This is a genomic window from Candidatus Zixiibacteriota bacterium (assembly GCA_014728145.1).
Classification (GTDB): domain Bacteria; phylum Zixibacteria; class MSB-5A5; order JAABVY01; family JAABVY01; genus WJMC01.
Map to the genome: position 1 here is coordinate 1 of WJMC01000194.1, position 19,345 is coordinate 19,345.

The window sequence follows — 19,345 nt, forward strand, 5'->3', positions numbered from 1 at the left end:
TAAAACGTCATGCCCAGGTTGTAGAGCAGGTACGGATTTTCGGGATCATGAGCGACTGCCTGCCTGAGATAGACCAGGGCGCTGTCCAATTGAAACTGCCTCCAGAAAATAACTCCCAGATTATTGAGAGCCTCGATGTCAACCGGGACAACCCGCAGTTCGGAGCGGTATGCGGTTATTTTCGGTGCAAGCGCTCCGTTATCGGTGTAGGCGGTTTCGAGCACGTGCCGTGACCATTCGTCAATTTTGCCATAATTCTCTTCAAACATCTTCCAGTCGAGCGCGAGAGCGGTCTTTGTTTTCAATTGTCTGCGCTGAATTTCGGGCATGTACAATTCACCGCTGACTGAATCACGTCCCTCGGTGAAAACTTTGAACTCCACTGCCGGGGGCCATGTCAGCGGGACCGGGATTGTATTCACTATCAGCGCGATATCGTTCTGTCGGCAGAGTTCATAGATTTTTAGCAGGTTCAGGGCGTACTGTTCGGGAGTGACCCGCACTTTCAACTCGCGGTTATCAATACTCGGTGATCCGGATTTGACCGGGCGCAACAGGTTTTTTAAAAATCGATAAAGCTGGAAATTGTTCAAAAATTTGCGGGCCTGACGGTAATTCGCCGATTTTTCCATCAATGCGGAATCACTCAAAAAACCATTGTAGGAAGCGTCATTATTACCGAGGTAGACAAGTACGATATCCGGGTCATATTTTAGCCCTTCGATTTCGAGATACTTCAATCCCTGCAGGCTTGAATAGCCGGCAGTAGAAGCATTGACGACTTCGACCGGGCCATTGTGATATCGTGAGAGAACCTGCCTGAGTATCCAGGCGAAGGAATTACCCCAGTCGGACAGGCCGATTCCCAACGGGGTGGAGTCACCCAATAGCAGGATCCTGAGGGTGCCGGAAGGTTTTTTATACGGCACCTCCGGACCACTGAGACCATGACGGTTGGTTTTTACGAATGGCTTGATCAGGTCAGGTTTCATCTTCCAGAGGAGTTCCGGGTCGCTTTCATGAATACCCATAAACCCGGAAAAAAGGTTTCTCTGCCAGCTATTATGAGCTAATGCCGGATCGACAATCCTGCCAATCGGCACCATTCCGCTCAGCCTGAGGACGATCTCCACCAGGGCGAGAACCAGAACTACCGCCAGCGAAGAGTAGACAATTTTTTTTAGTACACCCATCATATTAAATCCGGTTTCGTAGACTTAATCTATGAAATCTATGCTTTCGTGACAAGCACCGATTGTGCTTGCCCTGCTTAAGTTTTATATATTATAATACACGCAACCAGGAGGTTGGATGAACAGGATGTTACGTCTGCTGATTATTCATGTAGTTCTCTTCTTTACGCCTGCCTTATCCCAGATCGATCTGGATGTGGAACAGACAGTTCTCGAGAACGGCCTGACGGTTTTGACCTGTGAAATAGATGCATTTCCGACGGTTTCGCATCAGCTGTTTGTCAGCGCCGGTTCGCGCGATGAACTCCGTGCAGGAGCGACCGGCGTGGCTCATGTGCTTGAACATTTGATGTTTCGCGGTACCGAAAAAAACCCGGATTACATGCAGGCAGTCAGCCATATGGGACCGCAGGTCAATGCTTACACCGGGCAGGACTACACCTGTTATTATGTCAACGCCAAATCTGAATTTTTGCCGGAGATTATCGAGATCGAGGCTGACCGGATTCGTAATTTCAACTTCAGCCCTGAAACTTTTGGGCGCGAGATGGGACCGGTGCGCGAGGAGCGGCGCAGGTTTATTGCCGATGATCCCGATGGATATATGTCAGAACAGATTTACAGGCTGGCCTATACCCGTCACACTTATGAGCATCCCGTGATCGGATGGGAAAACGACGTCGAGCGGAACCTTAGTTACAGGGACGCCAACGATTTTAAAGACGTTTTTTATTCACCAAACTTCGTCACGATAATCATCGTCGGAGATTTCGAAACCGAAGAAGCCCTGAACCTGATACATCAATATTACAGTGACTGGCCCTCATCACTGCCCCCGATTGGACGCGTACGCGAGGAACCGCGTCAAAAACGCGAGAGGACCATGAACCTTACATGGAAATCGCCTGAGATCTCCCCACGTGTTAATATCGCTTATCATGGTCCTGATCTCAATTTTCATGACAAGGACCTCCTGGCGCTCCAGGTTCTGGCACGGATGATGTTTGGTGAGGGAGGGCGATTAAATACTTTACTCAAAGATGATCTTGGATTGGTAGACAGAATCAACGCCGAATATGAGGGTATGAAAGACCCGGGTTTGTTTGTGATCGATTTGACTTTACGCGACCCGGCGAATCGTGATTCAACTTTACGGATCATATATGATGGCTTTGATAAAATTCGAAAGGGCCAAGTCTCGGCAAATGAACTCACGCGTACTGTCAATGAACTCAAGGCGGAATATGTTTTCCGGCTCGATCGACCGGCCCGTATCGCCGGGACACTGGGATATTATCAACTCTCCGGGGGGGACTATAAGCTGATGTTTACATACTACGAGATGCTTTCCACGATAAGTGGATCCGACCTGGCCCATGTGGCTGAGAAATACCTGATTGCTTCCAACCGTTCGGTGGTTACCCTGATGCCGGAAAAAATGGAGTAGATAAGGATTATGAAAACGAAGCTGATATTTGCTTTTTTGTTCAGCCTGTATTTTGCTTTTGGTTGCGCCGAAAGGGAAGCAAACCAAGTTGAGCCGGAAGTAGAATACCATGTCGATTTTGTTGGTCAACCGGATTCGCGTATGCCGGTGATATATTTTTCAGTGGTCGTCAAATCCGGATCAGCTGATGATCCTGAGGGCAAAGAGGGATTGGCATGGCTGACCGCGCATTACCTTGAGAGGGGAACTGAATCATATAGCAAAGAAGAAATATCGCAAAAAATTGCCAGCCTGGGCGGAAGGCTGGATATCCGAGTCGATCGGGAAGTGATCCATATTTCAGCCCGAGTGCTCAGCCGTGAGCTCGAAAACTTTTACCCTGTTTTCAGGGAAATACTGCTTCAACCCTCATTTTCTTTTGCTGAACTGGAAGCGCTCAAGGCGGATCAGAAACATGCTTTGAAGCAGGTCATCCAAAACGATGCCCGTCTCTGCCTGGCAACATTGGAGAAGCATCTTTATGCCGGCCATCCCTATGAACATCCGGTTATGGGTCTATTCAGCTCTAACGAAAAGCTGACACCGGAAGACGCGCGTGAATTTCACACCGAGCACTTTACTTCCGCCAATATCATCTGCGGGTTGGCCGGGGATTATCCAGAAGCTTTTGCTCATGAATTTGTCGATGATCTCAATTCATTGGGTGGTGAAACAGTCGAAAGGATTCGACCACAAGCCAGGGGATACAGCGAGCGCACAGTGATCATTGTCGAAAAACCGGGTCGCGACCAGGCCCAGATCCGGATCGGAAAGCTGTTGCGCTACACTCGTCGGGATCCTGTCTGGTACCCGCTCCAGATCGCCAATTCCTATCTGGGACGTCATCGCGAGATGTTTGGTCGCCTGTTCATGACTATCCGAGAGGAACGCGGGTTATCTTACGGAGCATACAGCTACCATGAGCATTTTCGACAGGCGGGATGGTCTAACAATCCTCTCTCTCTGACACCGTTTGAACCGCAGTATTTCTCTATCTGGACCTACCCGAGACGTGAGAATACGGAATTCGCGATCAAAATGTCTCTCTATGAACTGGAAAAACTGATCACGACCGGAATTGAACCATTGGCAATGGAGACGGTGAAAAGCTACGAGATCAATCATTTCCCGTTTTTGATCGAAGCCGCTAAACAGCGTCTCGATAAAAACCTGGAAGAGATCTATTATGAACTGCCCGGGTTTATTGAGAACTATGAAACCAGGATTATGAAGCAGTCCAGTGCTGATGTAAACACTGCGGTTTATGATCACTGGTCGAGCGATGGCCTGCTGATCGTAATCGTGACAGATCAGGCCGAGAAGATGAAAAGTGAACTTTTAAGCCAGCAAACCAGTCTTACGCTTCCCGAGGGCGCCAGCGCAAACGGGCTGGAGGAGGTCAACCGCCGGGTAAAAGACTTCGACCTGGGGTTGAACCCCGAGGATATTGTTATCATCCATGCCGACAAACTTTTCCGCTAAGGAGCTCAGGCCGTTTCGCGACCGCGATGTGGCCTGGTTTACACCGCTGTTGCCGTTTGTTTTCGGCGGTGTGATCTACCTGTTGATACTTTTGGCGATGTATCTTGAGAGTGTCCTGCCATTGCCGGAGTTATATCTTCATTTCTCGCTTGCCAGAAAGGCGGTTGGTTCGGTCTTAGCGGTGGTTGGGATGACCTTCTTTACGCTCGGGACAGGGCGGGGTGTTCTCTTCCTGCGAAAAAAAAGGGGCAGGCCGTTTATCAATTCGGGCGTTTTTAAGTATACTCGCAATCCATCATATTTTGGAACCATGATTACTTTGTTTGGCGTCTCATTTATTATGAATTCAATCAGTATGCTTCTGATTGCTGTCGCGGTGCTTCTGATCTTCACGATCTCGGTGCAGATCACAGACCAAATCATGCTGCGGATTTACGGTGAAGATTTTGTTCGCTACAAGGAATCCACACCTCGCTTTATTCCGGCCGTCAACATGCTGTTTCGTAATATTTTCGGGCTGGATTGATTACCCAGCCCGAATTCGCTTCTATTGTGGTTGTTAGTCTCTTGATAACGGATTGTCTACGATCGGGGGCTTGCGGCTGGTGGCTGACATCCTTGTCAGTTCCATCTCTTCCACCAGAATAGAAGGCAGGACAACCGAAGCGGTATTTGTAAACGCACCGTCGAACATGCTGTGATAAACATTGTAATCATCACCCACCGCCAGGATGTCCTTGAGTGTACGCACCGAGAGATTTGCGTAATCCATGCCTCGCACCGGCGTCAGGGAACCGTCTTTGACAGATATCTTGTAAGCTTTCAGGACACGTGGAAGTTCATTATCCTGGCCTCTGCGAGCGAACCTCATGCGACCGTCCGTGTCGGGACGACCCGAGAAATTCATCTGTTCCACAATCAGGCCATACTCGATATCCATCGCCCGGCAAAGTTCCAGCATCTGTTGCTTGAGCTCCTCGAATGAGAAAGTCTCCTCGCTTTCGATGATGACATTGCCCGGTTTGCCGACGACCTCGACTGCGCCCCAGCCACCCTGTATCAGGCGGCCGTGACCGTTGGATTCAGTGATCTTTTTGGTAGGCGTGCGGCTCATATAGTAATTTCGTAACCTGCCGTTTTTAACCAGTTGCACTTTTTCGGCCTTGACACCATCGTCATCATAAAGGTAATCACCGGCCAGCTTGAGGCCTTTGTATTCGGTAATAGTGGGATCATCGTAGATGCTGATAAAATCGGGCACGACCCGGAAACCGATCTTTCGAGCCAGTTTTGGATCGTGGAGATAGTCTTTCATGCCCTCGTTCGAGGTCAGCGGTCTACGAGGATTGGAAATATTGTCGAGAAACATCTTGACCAGGAATTGGTTCGCACCGTTGGAATGAAAGATGACCGGTCCGATATAGTCCTCGAGCGGTTCGGTCTCGACCAAAATCGCGGTTTCATCGGCAAACGACTTGATCCAGTTTCGAAGTTCCCCGACTGATGGAAGCTCTTCGATATCTTCAAAAATGATGCGGTCGTAGTTGTACACGGGCAAACCGTTGTCATCGAGACCGCGGGCTTCAATAAAGATGTAATGGATGTGACGGCCTTTGCGTATCTGTGTACCTTCGCTGTTGATGATATACCTGTTTTCGGTTTTAGTATTGAGTTCGACTGAAGAATGCTTGAACTGCGGGTAGTCCCGGAAGACCGAGGACAGGTCTGCCAGTATCTCCTTGAATTTGCTGGTATCCGCCTGCGGTTTGGCAAATTCGTCGAAATGCCTGACTTTCTTCGCCCGCGACAGGTCGGCAAGCGTGTCTTCCTGCATCCGGTTCTGGAGTGTTGCGCTTTTCATGGCAAGGTTTTCGATTGCCGTTTTATAGGCATTGTCTGTACCCAGCCAGGCGGCATGACGAAGAGCATGGTAGTCCAGTTCAACCGGCAGGTTTACCGTCTCCATACCGGTCTGCCAGATAGTGTGGACGAAATTGCTGTTGTCAAAGTCGTAATCGCCCACTCGCAAGTCGATAAACATCTGGTTGGCATCAGTGCGATCACATTTAACGATTGAACCGTATTCAGCTTTGATATGGCAATTGTTCTCGAGGTTGACCAGGTATCGGATGAAATACGGCCGGGCTTCGTCCTCGAGTTTGAGGTTCTCCATATTGCGTTCGATCTCGTCAGAAAGCGCACTGACGACTACATCCTCATCGGCCGATCCCGTGACTCCCAAAAGCATCACAAGTACCAGTGAAAGCCAAATTATCAAATTGGATTTTCTGCATATATACATTCTTTAACTCCTGCTGTATCTCGGATTTGACGACACTTACTGCTGTTTTGTCAGAGGTGAAGGCAATAGTGGCGGCCTCTGCTGGCTTTTCTGGGCTCGTTCGACTTCGATTTCGGACAACAACAGGCTGGGCGAGATAGCCGAAACAGGAACGCTGCCCGATTCCGCCCCGCAGGTGCCGTTGAAGATGTCAGGATCGTCTGCGGCCATGATTATCTTGCTGAAACTTGTCAGCGGGGTGCCGACGATATCCACGCCCCGGATCAGTTCCTCGCGTCCATCCTCGACATAGACTTTATACACTATCAAGGGATTGACTTTGAATGCCTGGGGCATGAATCGGCCGGTAAAAGTAAATCCGCCGGAGATATCGTAGAAGATCAGGCCGTAGGGCTTTTCCTGCCGACGGCATTCCTCAATCAGCATCTTTTTAAGTTGCGCGAAATCGACCGCTTTTTCGGATTCGATGATCAGGTTGGACTGGCGCGAAACCGGATCATGACCTCGTTGTTTGCGCCCGTGGCCATTGGAATGCGGGAAGTTTTCGATCGGAGAGCGAGACATCATGAAATTACGCAATACGCCATGATCCACAAGCGTCACCCTCTTGCCGGGAATGCCTTCATCATCGTAGCGATAATAGCCACGCAGGTCGACCCCGTGGTAAGTCTCGACAGATGGATCGCTGTATACATTGATAAACTCGGGCAGGATCTGTTCGCCGACTTTTTTGGTGAAGGTCTGGCCCTCGCTTTCACTTTTCTGACGATGGCCCTCCATACGGTGGCCGAAAATTTCATGGAAAAATACACCTGAAGCCCGACCGGTCAAAATCGCCGGACCGGAGTAAGGTTCTGCCAGTGGAGCCTGCTTGAGAGCTATCAATTCATCGATCAGTGTCTGGATTGTTTCGATTACTTTTTGGTCTCCGGGAAGTCGGGAAAAATCGGCGGCATCGAAACCCTCATGGCGCCAGAGATTCATACCATCCTCGGCCTTGCTGGCACAGTAAATTGTCAATCTGATATATTTCTGGCCGTCCTGAATACGGCTACCTTCGGTATTGACATAATAATTGTTACGCGAGCTGGCAGACAGGGAAACCGAAGAACGTTCGATTTCGGGATGATTCAGAAAGATTTCGCTGTAGCGCTTGAGCTTCTCCGACCAGAGCCGGGGATCAAAATCCAGAGAGACCTCGTCACCAATAAACACATGCGGTTCTTCGCGAGAGAAGTCATCGGATTGATCCTCGGCCTCGACTTTTACCGCGGTTCCGGTCAGTACATTGGTGAAACGTTTCTGGGCTTCACGGAAGTTCTGGTCGGTTTCTTCCCAGAGCTTCATGCGGATGCCTTTTTCATTGTTGTTGAGAGGCAGTTCGGCTGACCCGCCGTAGGAATAGCCCCGCCCGCGCCCGGGGATTTCGCGCGTGTTGTCCATGGCGTAACTGCCGACCCTGGTCTGGATATCCAGGTAGCGACCGTGATTGTCATCTTCACGATTGAGTACGCCGAGCTGGGCCGAGTAATTGATCTGGCGTTCATCCAGAACCTGGTAGGACATAAAGTACAGTTCGGCACTGTCGGCATGCTGGAGCTTCTCGAAATTATAGTTCAATTCCTCGTCGAGAATGCGCAAAAGCTGGTTTTCGGTAGTGGCCGACAGGCTCGCGGTAATCATCATGAATACCGCAACTGCCGTAAACAATACCGGAATCTTTTTGTGTCTCATGGTTTTCTCTCCCTTGAATTATGATAACTAACTGTATTGCTCAGCTGTTTTTATCCTCGAGATAGTGATCGAGATAAAGATCACCCTTCTCGGTCAATTGATAGTACGTATGATTGCGATGTTTGATCCATTTGTTGTCGACAACGCCTTTGCGGTACTGAATGATAAGAGGCTTGACTCGTTTCAGAATATTCATTTCACGCAGTTTGTTGTGGCTGTCGAAAACCGCCTGCTTGTCCTCGTGCAAAACCCTGGCGACCTTGAGAGAATAATCGACCCCGTATTCGCGATGATGAAGCATGATCATTAAATCGAGTTCCTCCAAAAGATCGTAATCATCGTCCGGTTTTTCCGGTGGTTTGTCGAGGATCTCCGGCCATGAAAGTTTTATGATCCGTTCCGGATCGACCTTATTCAAGTTCACGCAATCCTTCCTGTGTACAACCATAATACCGTTGTGGCTGAAATAACCAGAAATCTCACATTCCGGCCTGGGCAAACAGCAATTGGCCGTCTTGTAACCTTCCGCTAAATGTAATTTATCCTCTGCCATAACAAACTTTTTATCCGAGATGTTCTACCCGTTCTAGGTACTCGATTACCTTTTGCATATCTTCAGGCGGATCGGATTTGAGCGTATGCACCAGTTTTGTGACCGGATGTTTGAAGCTCAGCTTCCAGGCGTGCAGGCACTGGCGGGAGATCAGTTTCAGGATGTTTCTGGCTTCCTGCCGGTATTGATCGTACATACCTGAGATAATGTTCTCGTCACCGCCATAATCGCGGTCACCCACCACCGGGTGGCCGATATGCGAGAAATGTACGCGAATCTGGTGGGTTCTTCCGGTCTGGAGCGCGACTTCGATTTGGTCGGCAAACTTGTATCGGACCAGGCGATGATAATTCGTGACAGCTTCCCTGCCGTTGTGATCTACCACCGCCATTTTGCGCCGGTCGCCGGGGGATCTTCCCAGTGGCAGTTCGATTTTGCCCTCGGTTTCACGCAGATGCCCCCATACGATTGCCTGGTAATGGCGTTTAATACGGCGCGCCTTGAGCTCCTCCTGCAGGAAGTTACGCACCGATTCCACTTTCGATACCAGCAGGAGTCCGGAGGTGTCCTTATCGAGACGGTGTACCAGGCCGGGATGGAGGTTGTGATCGTCTTCAGCCTTCTGACCAAGGTAATAGATGATGCCGTTAAGCAATGTTCCGGTGTAGTTGCCGACTGCCGGATGGACCACCAGTCCGGGAGGTTTATTGATCACCAGCAGGTAATCGTCCTCGTAACGGATATCAAGCTCGATCTGCTCGGGCACCAGATGAAATCTGCGCTTTTGAGGGTTGTCTCCCTCGATCAGGTCATCTTCACGCAGGCGGTAGTTGGCCCGGATTTCCTCGCCATTGACGGTTATCATGCCGTCCACGATCAGTTTCTGGATGCGCGAACGGGAGACACCCTCGAGATGATCCCGAAGGAAGCGGTCTATCCTGCGGTCGACCTGGTCAGCTTCCACTTTAAATTCAAAATGCTCCAATTATGTCCAACCTAAATATTTTCGCCATTTCGCTTAAGCATGATCTCGAACTCGATTTCATCACGGATCGGGATACCCTCATATCCTCTCATCTGTATCTCCGGTTTTAGAAGGCGTGCCCGGGCGATTGTGTCCTTGTGCAGTCCCGCCAAAACGAATCCGCGTTTTTGGTAGAAGCGTATAGCCCGGATGTTGTCGTTGGTGGTAACCAGCCACAATCGCCGGCATGCTTCGGTTTTTGCTTTTTCGATCATACTCTCTATCAGGGCAGTGCCGATTCCCCGGTTTTCTTCAAAACTGTCGAGTGTTAGGATTTCACAGGACCGTTCGACAATCTCGTATGTTATAAGTCCCAGCGGTGAATGCTTCCTCTCGCAAATAAAACCAGAGAGATTGTGAGGCAGGTGGATTCGATTTCTGGAAACAACTATCTCGGAACCCCAGCGTTCACATACCACTTTTCTGATCCAGTTCTTATCGGAAGAAACGATCGTCCTGATTTGGATATCCGGTCCGGCAGCCCGAGGCATCAGCATCCCCCATGCAAGAAACATAGAGGGAATGTAGCCCGCATGAAAAGCGTGGTCAAGCACAAATTATTTTAAACGGATTGCATTCTGACTGCGTAATCACTATATTCGCGGTCTGATTTAGTTATCAAGCAATGAAAGGACAACAATGAAGAAGCTGCTGATAGTGCTGATTACATCATTCGCTTTGCTATCTCTGGTATCATGTAGCGATAAAGGCACCGAATCCAAGCCTGATATTGAGATTGATGATGATTCAGGCGATACTCCCTCGCTACCCGAATAAGAAATCCATTCATAATATCTTGTTAAGCCTGCAATTTAAAGGATCGCAGGCTTTTGTTTTGTGATTATCTGGATCTCAGTCGCAGATTCTGCGTTATAATTGTATGAAGGGGGCGTGAATTTTTGCGCACATTATCTGCTTTTTACTTGACATCAAGTCGATGGTGGATTATAATTTAAGCGAGTAAACTGACTTTCAAAACTCTCTCACCCCATAAATCGCCATGATAATTTTAGTGTAAGACGACTTCATGCGTCTTATCTGAGGTGAGATAATATCGTTTTCATACATCAAGGAGTGTGTCAGATGAGATTGCGTAAGATTTTCATGATTTTCCTGCTGTCGATTTTTATGGCAGTACAGGTGGTTCCCCTGGCGGCCATGGACAGGCCGGACAAACCTGTGGTCCATGATCCCACGGGAACAGGTCCGGGGGATGACGACGACAACGGCGAGGAACATCCCTGGCAGGATAATGAAGGTGACGATGATGATGAAGGTGAACTTTTCGGTAAGGGCATGGACTTTATTATGAGCCTGGTGAAGAGCATCTTTAAGAGCAGTCGTGCCACTATCGAGAAGCCAGAATCCAAGTCCGGTGACAACAAGTTCAAGGACAAATCGAGGCTTGAGAACCGTCGTTTGTTCAAATAAAACATTAATCAGGTATTGATGAGTACAACTGGATATAAAAAACAGATAAGCGAGATTGTCTCGGAAATCGAGAGACTGATCGAACAGGGAGATTACCCCCAGGCCCTGGCGGAATTACGTGACGCCGATGGTAAGATCGGGCTGAATCTATATGATTCAGTACTTTTTCTTGAGGTCAAGGGCCGGATCCTGAACCTCATGGGCGACTACAAGAACGCCCTCGAGACTGCAGAAGAAGCTTATCAGAGGGCCCGCCATGAGTCCGACAACGAGCTCATAGCCCGCATCCAGACTCAGACCGCCAAAGCTTACCTGGCACTCGGTGAGACGGAATTTGCCCGCAGGGAGTACCGTGACGTGATTGCCGCCCACAGGCGTTCAGGCAATCTCACAGGGCTCATTGACACACTCAATCGGCTGGCACAGATCAGCTTTATCGGGGGCGATTTCAAAGAAGCTGTCAGGCTTTTGAATGAAGCCCTCGAGTATGCCCGAAAACAGGGTCTTTCCGACAGGGTGGCCTCGCTGACTGGTAACCTGGGGCAAATCTCAAGTATGCTGGGGGATTTTAATCAGGCGGTCAAGTACATTACGATATCGATTCAGAAAAATACCGAACTGAACCGGGTTCACAACCTGTGCCGGGCCTGCCTCTCTCTGGCCTATGCTGAATTGCGGCTTTCCAATTTCGACTCCGCGCGAAAATCCCTGAAAAAGGCTTTCGGTCTGATAGAAAAGCACAACCTTACCCGTGAGTATGGTATTTATCATGAGTACCTGGCCGAGCTTGAGTTTGAACTTGGCAACCACGATGAAGCCCTGGCTCAAATCAAGAAAGCGCTGGATTATGCGCTCGGGTTATCAGATGCGAGTGCGATGATCTCGCAGAGCCTGAGGCTCAAGGCTGAAATCGAGATGAAGCTTAACCGTCTCGAAGATGCCCGTCTGAGCGCTTCCCGGGCTTTCGAGATGGCTGAAAAGATCGGTGAGAAGCTGGAGAGCGGGGCGGCCTGCAGGGTGCTGGCCGAACTTTCCTCTGTCAAGGGGGACAAGCAAGCCGCGTCCGATTTGATTCACCGTGCTATCGACATGGTCCAGAAGAGCGGGGCCAGGTTCGATCTTTCGCAGGCTTATATTGCCGCTTACCGGATATTCAAGGGCAACCTGGCTGAATCACAACATTATCTCCGGCTGGCGCGCGAGCTGTACACCGCGATGGAGCTGGATTTCAACCTCAACCGTGCGCCTCAGGTTGACCGTAACGGCCAGCGTGACTATGAGGTCTCTACCCCGGATGGCCGGATTATCAAGATCGTAAGCTCCAACCGCAACATTCAGGCGATTATGCGCGCGGTGGATTCGATCAAGGATGCCGATATCCCGATTCTGATCGGCGGTGAAACCGGTACAGGCAAAGACCAACTGGCCAAGTTCATTCATTACAGTTCAATCCGGCGCACCGAGAAATTCATCTCGGTCAATTGTGCCGCGATTCCACCGGAACTGGCTGAGTCGGAGCTTTTCGGTCATGTCAAGGGAGCCTACACCAATGCCACTGAAACCAAGGATGGGCTGATTGCCGCGGCTGCCGGCGGTACCCTGTTTTTAAATGAAATCGGTGAACTTCCACCTGCGATTCAGGCCAAACTGCTGGGAGCCCTGGAAAATAAAAAGGTGCTCAGAATCGGTGATCATCTTCCCCGAGAAGTCGATTTTCGGCTGATCTGCGCCACAAATCGAGACCTCGAGGAGGATGTCGAAAACGGGTTGTTCCGGCAGGACCTGTATTTTCGTATCGCGGTGATGACTTTTGAGTTGCCCCCTCTGGCTCAACGAGGAAACGATATTTTCGAGTTGATCATTCACTTTTTATGCGAGAAGGGTTTTGAAATTCCGGATAAGAACCAACTGTTTACCCCGGAAGTCAAAGATCGTATCCAGAGCTATGACTGGCCGGGTAATATCCGCGAATTGAAAAATGAAATCAATCTCCTGGCGCTCTCTTATCCGGGTGACACCGAGGAAGTTATCAGTAAGCTTGTGGAGAAACTTTCGGCTGAAGTCAACCAGTTTAAAATCGATAAAAATTCCGGGCTGGCCGAGCAGATTTCCACTTTCGAACGCAACCGTATCCTGGAAGCGTTGGCCCAGGCCGATTATGTAATTCGCAAAGCCGCCACGATTCTCAAGATGCCGGAAGCTACTCTTCGCTCCAAGATCAAGCGTCACAATATTGTCATTGCGTAATTTGCGACGATTTTCCGCAGAATCCCCAGAAATATCATAAAGCTATATGAGTCATTGTCTTATGGTTATGTTATAGCTGTTTACAAAGTTTCTGAAAGCAGAAATTGCGTTTTTCAGTGTTATTACATGAAATAAGCACTGGAACTTGTAGGCATTCATAAGTCATTGTATGCCATAAGTGTATGTTGTTGCAAGGAATGGTTTATTTTTATGGCACAGAGGTTGCAGATATAGTTTACAACCAGTTGAGATGCTGGTCGATTTTGGGTTTCTCCTCCTGCGATTAGATATCGGGAGGCTTTGGGCAAATTCCCTCACTGCCGTGGCGGGACAGTGAGGGTTTTTTTATTCCTGTTAATTGCACATTGCTAACGATAGAATAATTTGCTTTTGTGAGCGCATTTATTAATTTAACTTCCGATATATTCTCTGGAAATTGCTATGAAAGAAATCGACGAAATCAAAGAATGCGAAACTGAATCGAGTATCGTAGCGAAAATCACGATGCTTTTGGCGGCCAAACGCACTTCTCTGGCTGTACTGAGGACAGGGATCGCGATTCTGACTTTGCCGTTTTCGGTGGTGACGGTGTTGATCGCCACTTCCGGCCATTACGAATTCACCGAGAATATGCTCTTTATTATTCCGCTGATGGGTCTCAACACTGTACTTGTGGTGTTGAGCTTCTACCTGATTTTTCGCTCCATGAGACGGATTCTCTACCAGGACAAGCTGATCCAGAGGCTCAAGGATATGGATGAGCACCTGGTTAAATCTCCTGATATGGCAGACCAGGGCAACCTCGATGAGTTGACTGACGAGGCCCTCTGAGAAACGCTTCCTGCAACTACTGTTAAAAACGTATTTACAAACCGGCAAAAAAATCATATAATCTCCGAAAATTCGGAGGTAGGAAATCTGCAAGCAGAAGACAATCGGCAAGACCGTTTCACTCGAGGGCATAGGGCTCCATACCGGATGTAAATCTACAATACGTTTCGTACCTGCCGGTATCGATGATGGTATCTCCTTTAAGCGGATCGATGTCGACAGTTGCCCGATGATCCCGGCTCACCTGGAAAACGTTGTCGATCTCAATCGCGGTACCACGCTCGGTATAGGCGAATATCGTGTGCACACGGTCGAGCATGTCCTGTCCGCACTGGCCGGTCTGGAGATCGACAATGTCGTCTGCGAGCTGGACAATATCGAACCGCCTATAGTGGATGGTTCCATGAAACCGTTTGTCGATAAGCTCCTGGAGGCCGGTCTGGTCGAACAGGAAGCCGACAAGAACTTTTTGGTAATCGAGGAACCGATCATCTACTCCGAGCCGGATCGACACATAGATATAGTCGTAACACCTTCCGAAACAATCAGGATAACATTTCTGATCGATTACAAGAATCCCGCCCTCGGCACACAATACACTTCCCTTGTCGATCTGCGTGAAGAATTCGTGGAAGAGTTTGCCGCCGCACGCACCTTTTGTTTCCTGTCCGAGGTTGAGACACTCCGCGAACAGGGAATTATCAAGGGGGGAGGTCTCGATTCTGCACTTGTGATTGTAGACAAGGATCTCGGGCAGGCGGAGATAGACAAGCTTAAAAATTTATTCGATATAGAGCAGGACATCACGATTGGCAAAAGCGGGATCTTCAATGATGTGCCCCTGCGATTTTATAACGAGCCTGTACGTCATAAAGCGGCTGATCTGCTGGGTGATCTGATGCTTCTGGGGATGCCTGTCAAGGGGCATTTCCTGGCGGCGCGCTCCGGGCATGCGGCCAATGTCGCCCTGGCCAAGAAGATTCGCGCGACCTATGAGAAAAAGCTGCTGGCCCAGAAATATGCCGGCCCGGGGGCTTCTAAAAAAGGTGTGATGTTCGACATCAACGCTATTCTCAAAGTTATGCCTCATCGCTACCCGTTTCTGCTGATAGATAAGATCATCGATCTCGAACCCAACAAGAAGGTGATCGCCCAGAAAAACGTAACAATCAACGAACCATTTTTCCAGGGTCATTTTCCCGGTCATCCGATTATGCCGGGAGTTTTGACCATCGAGGCGATGGCGCAGGCGGGCGGATTTTTGATTTTAAATTCAGTCGAGGAACCGGAAAAGAAGCTTCTCTATTTCGTGTCGATCGACAGCGCCCGTTTCCGGCAACCGGTCGAACCGGGGGATATCCTCAGGTTCGAGCTGGAACTGGTCGCGTTCAGGCGGGGGACCTGCAAGATGAAGGGACGGGCGATGGTTGGTGACAAGGTAGCCACGGAGGCGACTTTGATGGCCGCTCTGGTAGACAGGTAAGAATATGAGTGAAACTGAAATCCATTCCACAGCTATAGTTGATTCAAAAGCCGAACTCGACAGCGGTGTCGTGATCGGCCCTTACGCTATTGTCGAAAGCAATGTGCAAATCGGCAAAGGCTCAAAGATCGGTCCCCGCGCAATGATCGCGTGGGGCAGTCGTCTGGCTGAAAATGTAACGGTTCATCATGGTGCTACACTCGGCACAGTCCCGCAGGACTTGAAATTCGGCGGGGAGGAGACGGTACTCAAAATCGGCGCGAATACCGTCATACGGGAATTTGCCACCCTCAATCGCGGAACTGAATGGTCGTTCGAGACTGTAGTGGGCGCAAATTGCCTCCTGATGGCATACTCGCACATTGCCCATGACTGCCACCTGGGTGACAATGTGATCATTGCCAATTCGGTGCAGATGGCCGGCCATGTGTTCATCCATGATCACGCCATAGTCAGCGGTAATACCGTCATCCACCAGTTCGTCAGGGTCGGAGAACATGCCATGATCGGCGGAGGTTTCAGGGTACCGCAGGACGTCGTGCCGTATGCCTTGATGGGCGGGTATCCGCTTAAGGTCAGGGGGCTCAACCTGGTCGGCTTAAAACGCCGGGGATTCAGATCGGATCAAATGAAACCTCTGAGGGAAACTTTCCGCTACCTGTTTTTCTCCGATTTAAACACCTCGCAAGCGCTTGAAAAAGTCGCTTCAAAAGTTGAGCAAACAGCGGAAGTTAAAAAAGTCCTCGAAATGATCGAATCCTCCGAACGAGGGATCATCAAGTAAATCCGCTTCCCGTGCTCGTTTTTTTTATCCAATGATATAGCATCAATCTGTTGAATTCAAGAAAGTTGACTTTTCGCTGGCGATATGATATTATCTCATCATCTATGAAGAGTAAGCTGAAAGCCGGAGTAATCGGAGTCGGTCACCTGGGCCGTTTCCACCTCGAAAAACTTCTCAAAATCGAGGATGTCGAGCTGGTCGGTTTCTACGATATCGACCGTGAAAAAGCAGACCGAATCGCCGGGGAGAATTCCGTCCGGTCTGCCGAATCGCTGGAAGAGTTGATTGATGCCTGCGATGTGGTCTCGGTTGTCGTACCAACCGTGGATCATTACGATGTCGCCTCTAAGGCTCTCGAATCAGGGTGCCATGTTTTCTGTGAAAAACCGCTGACCGAAACCGCCGAGCAGGGAGAACGCCTGGTCGATCAGGCAAACCGGGCCGGCCTCAAGCTGGGTGTGGGACATATCGAGCGCTTCAACCCGGCTATCCGTGCCATGCGGGGACGGATCGGCAAGCCGATGTTCATCGAGGCTCACAGGCTCAACCCGTTCAATCCGCGCGGTCTGGATGTGGCCGTGATTCTGGAACTTATGATACATGATATCGACCTGTGTCTCTATTTTACCCGTTCCGAGGTGAGCGAAATCCATGCTTCCGCAGTGCAGGTGCTGTCCGACAAGATGGATATCGCTAACGTCAGGCTGAAGTTCGAATCGGGATGTGTGGCAAACCTTACCGCCTCACGAATTTCGCCCACCGGGATGCGAAAGATCAGGATTTTTCAACGCGACAATTATCTCTCTTTCGATTTGCATAAAAAGAAGGTCGACAATTTCCTATTGGTCGACGATCAGTTCGAGACCGGCAGACTGGAAGGTTTTTCGACGTCGTTTGAATACGGCCAGACTGGCAAGAAGATCGTTTACAATCAGCCTGCGGGTGATGATTATGATATGCTTGAAGAGGAGTTGTGCCAGTTCCTGCGGGCGGTTGAAGCAGGCGATGATCCGCCGGTCAGCGGTCGTGACGGGTTCCGTGCCTTAAAAATTGCCTTGGAAGTACAGCGTCAGGCGGCCGAACAGCTTGCGAAGGTGGGTGGTTAACCGATGGTGCTCGGTCGCACGATATTGATCTCGGCCGGCGAAACCTCGGGCGATATTCATGGCGCAGGGCTGGTCGCGGAGCTTAAAAAAAAATGTGGTGGATATGATTTCGTCGGGCTGGGAGGTGAACAGCTAAAGTCCGAAGGTGTTCAGTTGTTTTACCACTGCCGTGATCTGGCCGCGCTGGGGTTTCTGGAAGTAGCCGCGCGAATCAAGTTTTTTATCGGAGTAAAAAACGAGATCACGCGATACCTGACCGAAAACCGTCCCGATTTAGTAATCCTTGTCGATTACCCCGGGCTGAACCTGAAGATTGCCGAGGAAGCCCACAAGCTCAATATCCCGGTTGTATATTTTATTATGCCACAGGTATGGGCCTGGAAGCCAAAACGCGTCATCGCACTTAAAAATTACTGCCGGCTGTTGATATCGATTCTTCCGTTTGAAGTCGACTTCTTCAAAAAACATGATACAAAGATCGAATATGTCGGTCATCCGCTGATCGATGTCATACCGCCTCCCAGAACCCGCAAGGAGGTACGTTTCTTTTTAGAGTTGCCGAATGACAGGCGCCTGCTTGCGTTGTTACCCGGATCCCGACAGCAGGAAATCGAGCGCAATCTTCCGGTCATGGTAAACACCTTTCGAAAACTTACAAAGCGCTTCGAAAACCAGGACGGTGTGATTATCAAGGCCCCTGACCTGGATCGCAAGCTTTACCAGAAAACCGCAGGAGAACTCCCGCCCAATCTTGAAATCACCGATCAGCACAAGTATGAATACATCCAGGCCTCGGACTGCGCCCTGGTGGCATCGGGGACTGCTACTCTCGAAACAGCGCTCTGCCTGACGCCGGCAGTGGTGATGTATCGCACTACGTTTTTGACATATCTTTTGGCGCGCATGTTCATCAAGATCGATTCTATCGCGCTGGCTAACCTGGTCGCGCAGGAAAAAGTATTCCCCGAGCTGGTGCAGTTTCGCGCCAGGTCGAAATCGATTGCGTATGAGCTTCGCAAGTATCTCGAAGATCCGGATTATAACGAACTTGTGCGCTCTAAACTTTCTAATGTGCGGGACCGCCTCAAGCCGAAAGGCGCATATGCGCGTGCGGCGGATCTGATCCGTGACAGAGTTTTGAGGCATTGATGTACAACCGTCTGTTCGGGTGGACATATACCCTGCTTACCAGTCTGGTCTCGTTAGTGGTTGTACCTGTAATACTAATTCGTGGATTATTCGGGGACAAACGTCTGCTTGAATATCTGGGTATTTACGGTGACCGGGTGCGAGATGATCGTGAATCGATCTGGGTACATGCCTCCTCGGTGGGCGAGGTCAAGCTGGCCGGGTTGCTGATCGAACAGTTGCGGAAAACTGATCCCGATTGCCGTTTAGTCTTGAGCGTGGTTACCCCATCCGGGCGTAAACTGGCTGATGCCGAAATCGCCTCTATGGCGGAAATATACTATCTGCCTCTCGATTTGAACCCCTGCCTGAAAATAGCTTTCAGGAAAATCCGACCGCGAAAGATCGTACTGACTGAAACCGAACTGTATCCGAATTTTCTGAAACGCGCACTTCAGGCAGATATAAGCCTGTATCTTATCAATGGGCGGATTTCTGACAGATCATTTCGCAAATATCAGGCTGTCAGAGAGTTGTTTGGTTATCTGCTGAAAAGCTTTA

General features: G+C 49.7%; 17 protein-coding genes and 1 pseudogene. 12 read left to right on the forward strand and 6 right to left on the reverse strand.

What is annotated here, in order from left to right; all coding sequences use genetic code 11:
- A partial coding sequence (locus tag GF404_11205) for a hypothetical protein (GenBank protein ID MBD3382749.1) occupies positions 1 to 1,196 on the reverse strand: 1,196 nt, incomplete at its 3' end.
- A gap of 115 nt (positions 1,197 to 1,311) precedes the next feature.
- Here GF404_11205 and GF404_11210 point away from each other — a divergent pair.
- The 3 genes from GF404_11210 to GF404_11220 are packed head-to-tail and all read left to right on the forward strand — an operon-like array spanning position 1,312 to position 4,687.
- Positions 1,312 to 2,640, forward strand: coding sequence for a hypothetical protein (locus tag GF404_11210; GenBank protein MBD3382750.1), 1,329 nt, complete (start codon positions 1,312 to 1,314; stop codon positions 2,638 to 2,640).
- Positions 2,641 to 2,649: 9 nt separating this feature from the next.
- Positions 2,650 to 4,161 (forward strand): hypothetical protein, encoded by a 1,512-nt coding sequence (locus GF404_11215; GenBank protein MBD3382751.1) that lies wholly within the window; start codon positions 2,650 to 2,652, stop codon positions 4,159 to 4,161.
- Positions 4,139 to 4,687: a DUF1295 domain-containing protein gene (locus tag GF404_11220; GenBank protein MBD3382752.1), complete on the forward strand. Its 549-nt coding sequence runs from the start codon at positions 4,139 to 4,141 to the stop codon at positions 4,685 to 4,687. The genes GF404_11215 and GF404_11220 overlap by 23 nt, the downstream gene beginning before the upstream one ends.
- A gap of 33 nt (positions 4,688 to 4,720) precedes the next feature.
- On the opposite strand, the gene GF404_11225 is transcribed toward GF404_11220, so the two are convergent.
- From GF404_11225 to GF404_11245, 5 genes are read right to left on the reverse strand one after another with little or no spacing between them, the layout of a single operon-like run.
- The gene (locus GF404_11225; protein ID MBD3382753.1) at positions 4,721 to 6,463 is read right to left on the reverse strand and encodes a hypothetical protein; all 1,743 of its coding nucleotides are present in this window, start codon (positions 6,461 to 6,463) and stop codon (positions 4,721 to 4,723) included.
- Between the two features lie 36 nt (positions 6,464 to 6,499).
- Positions 6,500 to 8,197 (reverse strand): hypothetical protein, encoded by a 1,698-nt coding sequence (locus GF404_11230; GenBank protein MBD3382754.1) that lies wholly within the window; start codon positions 8,195 to 8,197, stop codon positions 6,500 to 6,502.
- Between the two features lie 40 nt (positions 8,198 to 8,237).
- Positions 8,238 to 8,750, reverse strand: a complete 513-nt coding sequence (locus tag GF404_11235) for a DUF2250 domain-containing protein (protein MBD3382755.1) — start codon at positions 8,748 to 8,750, stop codon at positions 8,238 to 8,240.
- A 10-nt stretch (positions 8,751 to 8,760) separates the two neighbouring features.
- Positions 8,761 to 9,735 carry an RluA family pseudouridine synthase gene (locus GF404_11240; protein ID MBD3382756.1) on the reverse strand — a complete coding sequence of 325 codons (975 nt, stop codon included), beginning with the start codon at positions 9,733 to 9,735 and terminating at the stop codon, positions 8,761 to 8,763.
- An 11-nt stretch (positions 9,736 to 9,746) separates the two neighbouring features.
- The gene (locus GF404_11245; protein MBD3382757.1) at positions 9,747 to 10,265 is read right to left on the reverse strand and encodes a GNAT family N-acetyltransferase; all 519 of its coding nucleotides are present in this window, start codon (positions 10,263 to 10,265) and stop codon (positions 9,747 to 9,749) included.
- A 148-nt stretch (positions 10,266 to 10,413) separates the two neighbouring features.
- Here GF404_11245 and GF404_11250 point away from each other — a divergent pair, with 148 nt between their 5' ends.
- From GF404_11250 to GF404_11290, 9 genes and pseudogenes are all read left to right on the forward strand, one after another.
- Positions 10,414 to 10,551 carry a hypothetical protein gene (locus GF404_11250; GenBank protein MBD3382758.1) on the forward strand — a complete coding sequence of 46 codons (138 nt, stop codon included), beginning with the start codon at positions 10,414 to 10,416 and terminating at the stop codon, positions 10,549 to 10,551.
- A 306-nt stretch (positions 10,552 to 10,857) separates the two neighbouring features.
- On the forward strand, positions 10,858 to 11,205 hold the full coding sequence (locus tag GF404_11255; protein MBD3382759.1) for a hypothetical protein: 348 nt from the start codon (positions 10,858 to 10,860) through the stop codon (positions 11,203 to 11,205).
- 18 nt (positions 11,206 to 11,223) lie between these two features.
- Complete coding sequence (locus tag GF404_11260; protein ID MBD3382760.1) at positions 11,224 to 13,452, forward strand: AAA domain-containing protein; 2,229 nt, start codon at positions 11,224 to 11,226, stop codon at positions 13,450 to 13,452.
- A 441-nt stretch (positions 13,453 to 13,893) separates the two neighbouring features.
- Positions 13,894 to 14,202, forward strand: a pseudogene (locus GF404_11265) (hypothetical protein).
- 166 nt (positions 14,203 to 14,368) lie between these two features.
- Positions 14,369 to 15,766 carry a bifunctional UDP-3-O-[3-hydroxymyristoyl] N-acetylglucosamine deacetylase/3-hydroxyacyl-ACP dehydratase gene (locus GF404_11270; GenBank protein MBD3382761.1) on the forward strand — a complete coding sequence of 466 codons (1,398 nt, stop codon included), beginning with the start codon at positions 14,369 to 14,371 and terminating at the stop codon, positions 15,764 to 15,766.
- Between the two features lie 4 nt (positions 15,767 to 15,770).
- Positions 15,771 to 16,550 (forward strand): acyl-ACP--UDP-N-acetylglucosamine O-acyltransferase, encoded by a 780-nt coding sequence (lpxA, locus tag GF404_11275; GenBank protein ID MBD3382762.1) that lies wholly within the window; start codon positions 15,771 to 15,773, stop codon positions 16,548 to 16,550.
- A gap of 104 nt (positions 16,551 to 16,654) precedes the next feature.
- Complete coding sequence (locus GF404_11280) at positions 16,655 to 17,656, forward strand: gfo/Idh/MocA family oxidoreductase (GenBank protein ID MBD3382763.1); 1,002 nt, start codon at positions 16,655 to 16,657, stop codon at positions 17,654 to 17,656.
- Between the two features lie 3 nt (positions 17,657 to 17,659).
- Positions 17,660 to 18,805 (forward strand): lipid-A-disaccharide synthase, encoded by a 1,146-nt coding sequence (gene lpxB / locus GF404_11285; protein MBD3382764.1) that lies wholly within the window; start codon positions 17,660 to 17,662, stop codon positions 18,803 to 18,805.
- A partial coding sequence (locus GF404_11290; protein ID MBD3382765.1) for a hypothetical protein occupies positions 18,805 to 19,345 on the forward strand: 541 nt, incomplete at its 3' end. The genes lpxB and GF404_11290, both read left to right, overlap by 1 nt.

Bases quoted from the DNA above. Each gene is read 5' to 3' on its own strand.
- GF404_11220 (MBD3382752.1), top strand. From the start codon at position 4,139: ATGCCGACAAACTTTTCCGCTAAGGAGCTCAGGCCGTTTCGCGACCGC.
- lpxA (MBD3382762.1), top strand. From the start codon at position 15,771: ATGAGTGAAACTGAAATCCATTCCACAGCTATAGTTGATTCAAAAGCC.
- GF404_11255 (MBD3382759.1), top strand. From the start codon at position 10,858: ATGAGATTGCGTAAGATTTTCATGATTTTCCTGCTGTCGATTTTTATG.
- GF404_11215 (MBD3382751.1), top strand. From the start codon at position 2,650: ATGAAAACGAAGCTGATATTTGCTTTTTTGTTCAGCCTGTATTTTGCT.
- GF404_11245 (MBD3382757.1), bottom strand. From the start codon at position 10,265: ATGCCTCGGGCTGCCGGACCGGATATCCAAATCAGGACGATCGTTTCT.
- GF404_11235 (MBD3382755.1), bottom strand. From the start codon at position 8,750: ATGGCAGAGGATAAATTACATTTAGCGGAAGGTTACAAGACGGCCAAT.
- GF404_11225 (MBD3382753.1), bottom strand. From the start codon at position 6,463: ATGTATATATGCAGAAAATCCAATTTGATAATTTGGCTTTCACTGGTA.
- GF404_11250 (MBD3382758.1), top strand. From the start codon at position 10,414: ATGAAGAAGCTGCTGATAGTGCTGATTACATCATTCGCTTTGCTATCT.
- GF404_11230 (MBD3382754.1), bottom strand. From the start codon at position 8,197: ATGAGACACAAAAAGATTCCGGTATTGTTTACGGCAGTTGCGGTATTC.
- GF404_11260 (MBD3382760.1), top strand. From the start codon at position 11,224: ATGAGTACAACTGGATATAAAAAACAGATAAGCGAGATTGTCTCGGAA.
- GF404_11210 (MBD3382750.1), top strand. From the start codon at position 1,312: ATGAACAGGATGTTACGTCTGCTGATTATTCATGTAGTTCTCTTCTTT.
- lpxB (MBD3382764.1), top strand. From the start codon at position 17,660: ATGGTGCTCGGTCGCACGATATTGATCTCGGCCGGCGAAACCTCGGGC.
- GF404_11280 (MBD3382763.1), top strand. From the start codon at position 16,655: ATGAAGAGTAAGCTGAAAGCCGGAGTAATCGGAGTCGGTCACCTGGGC.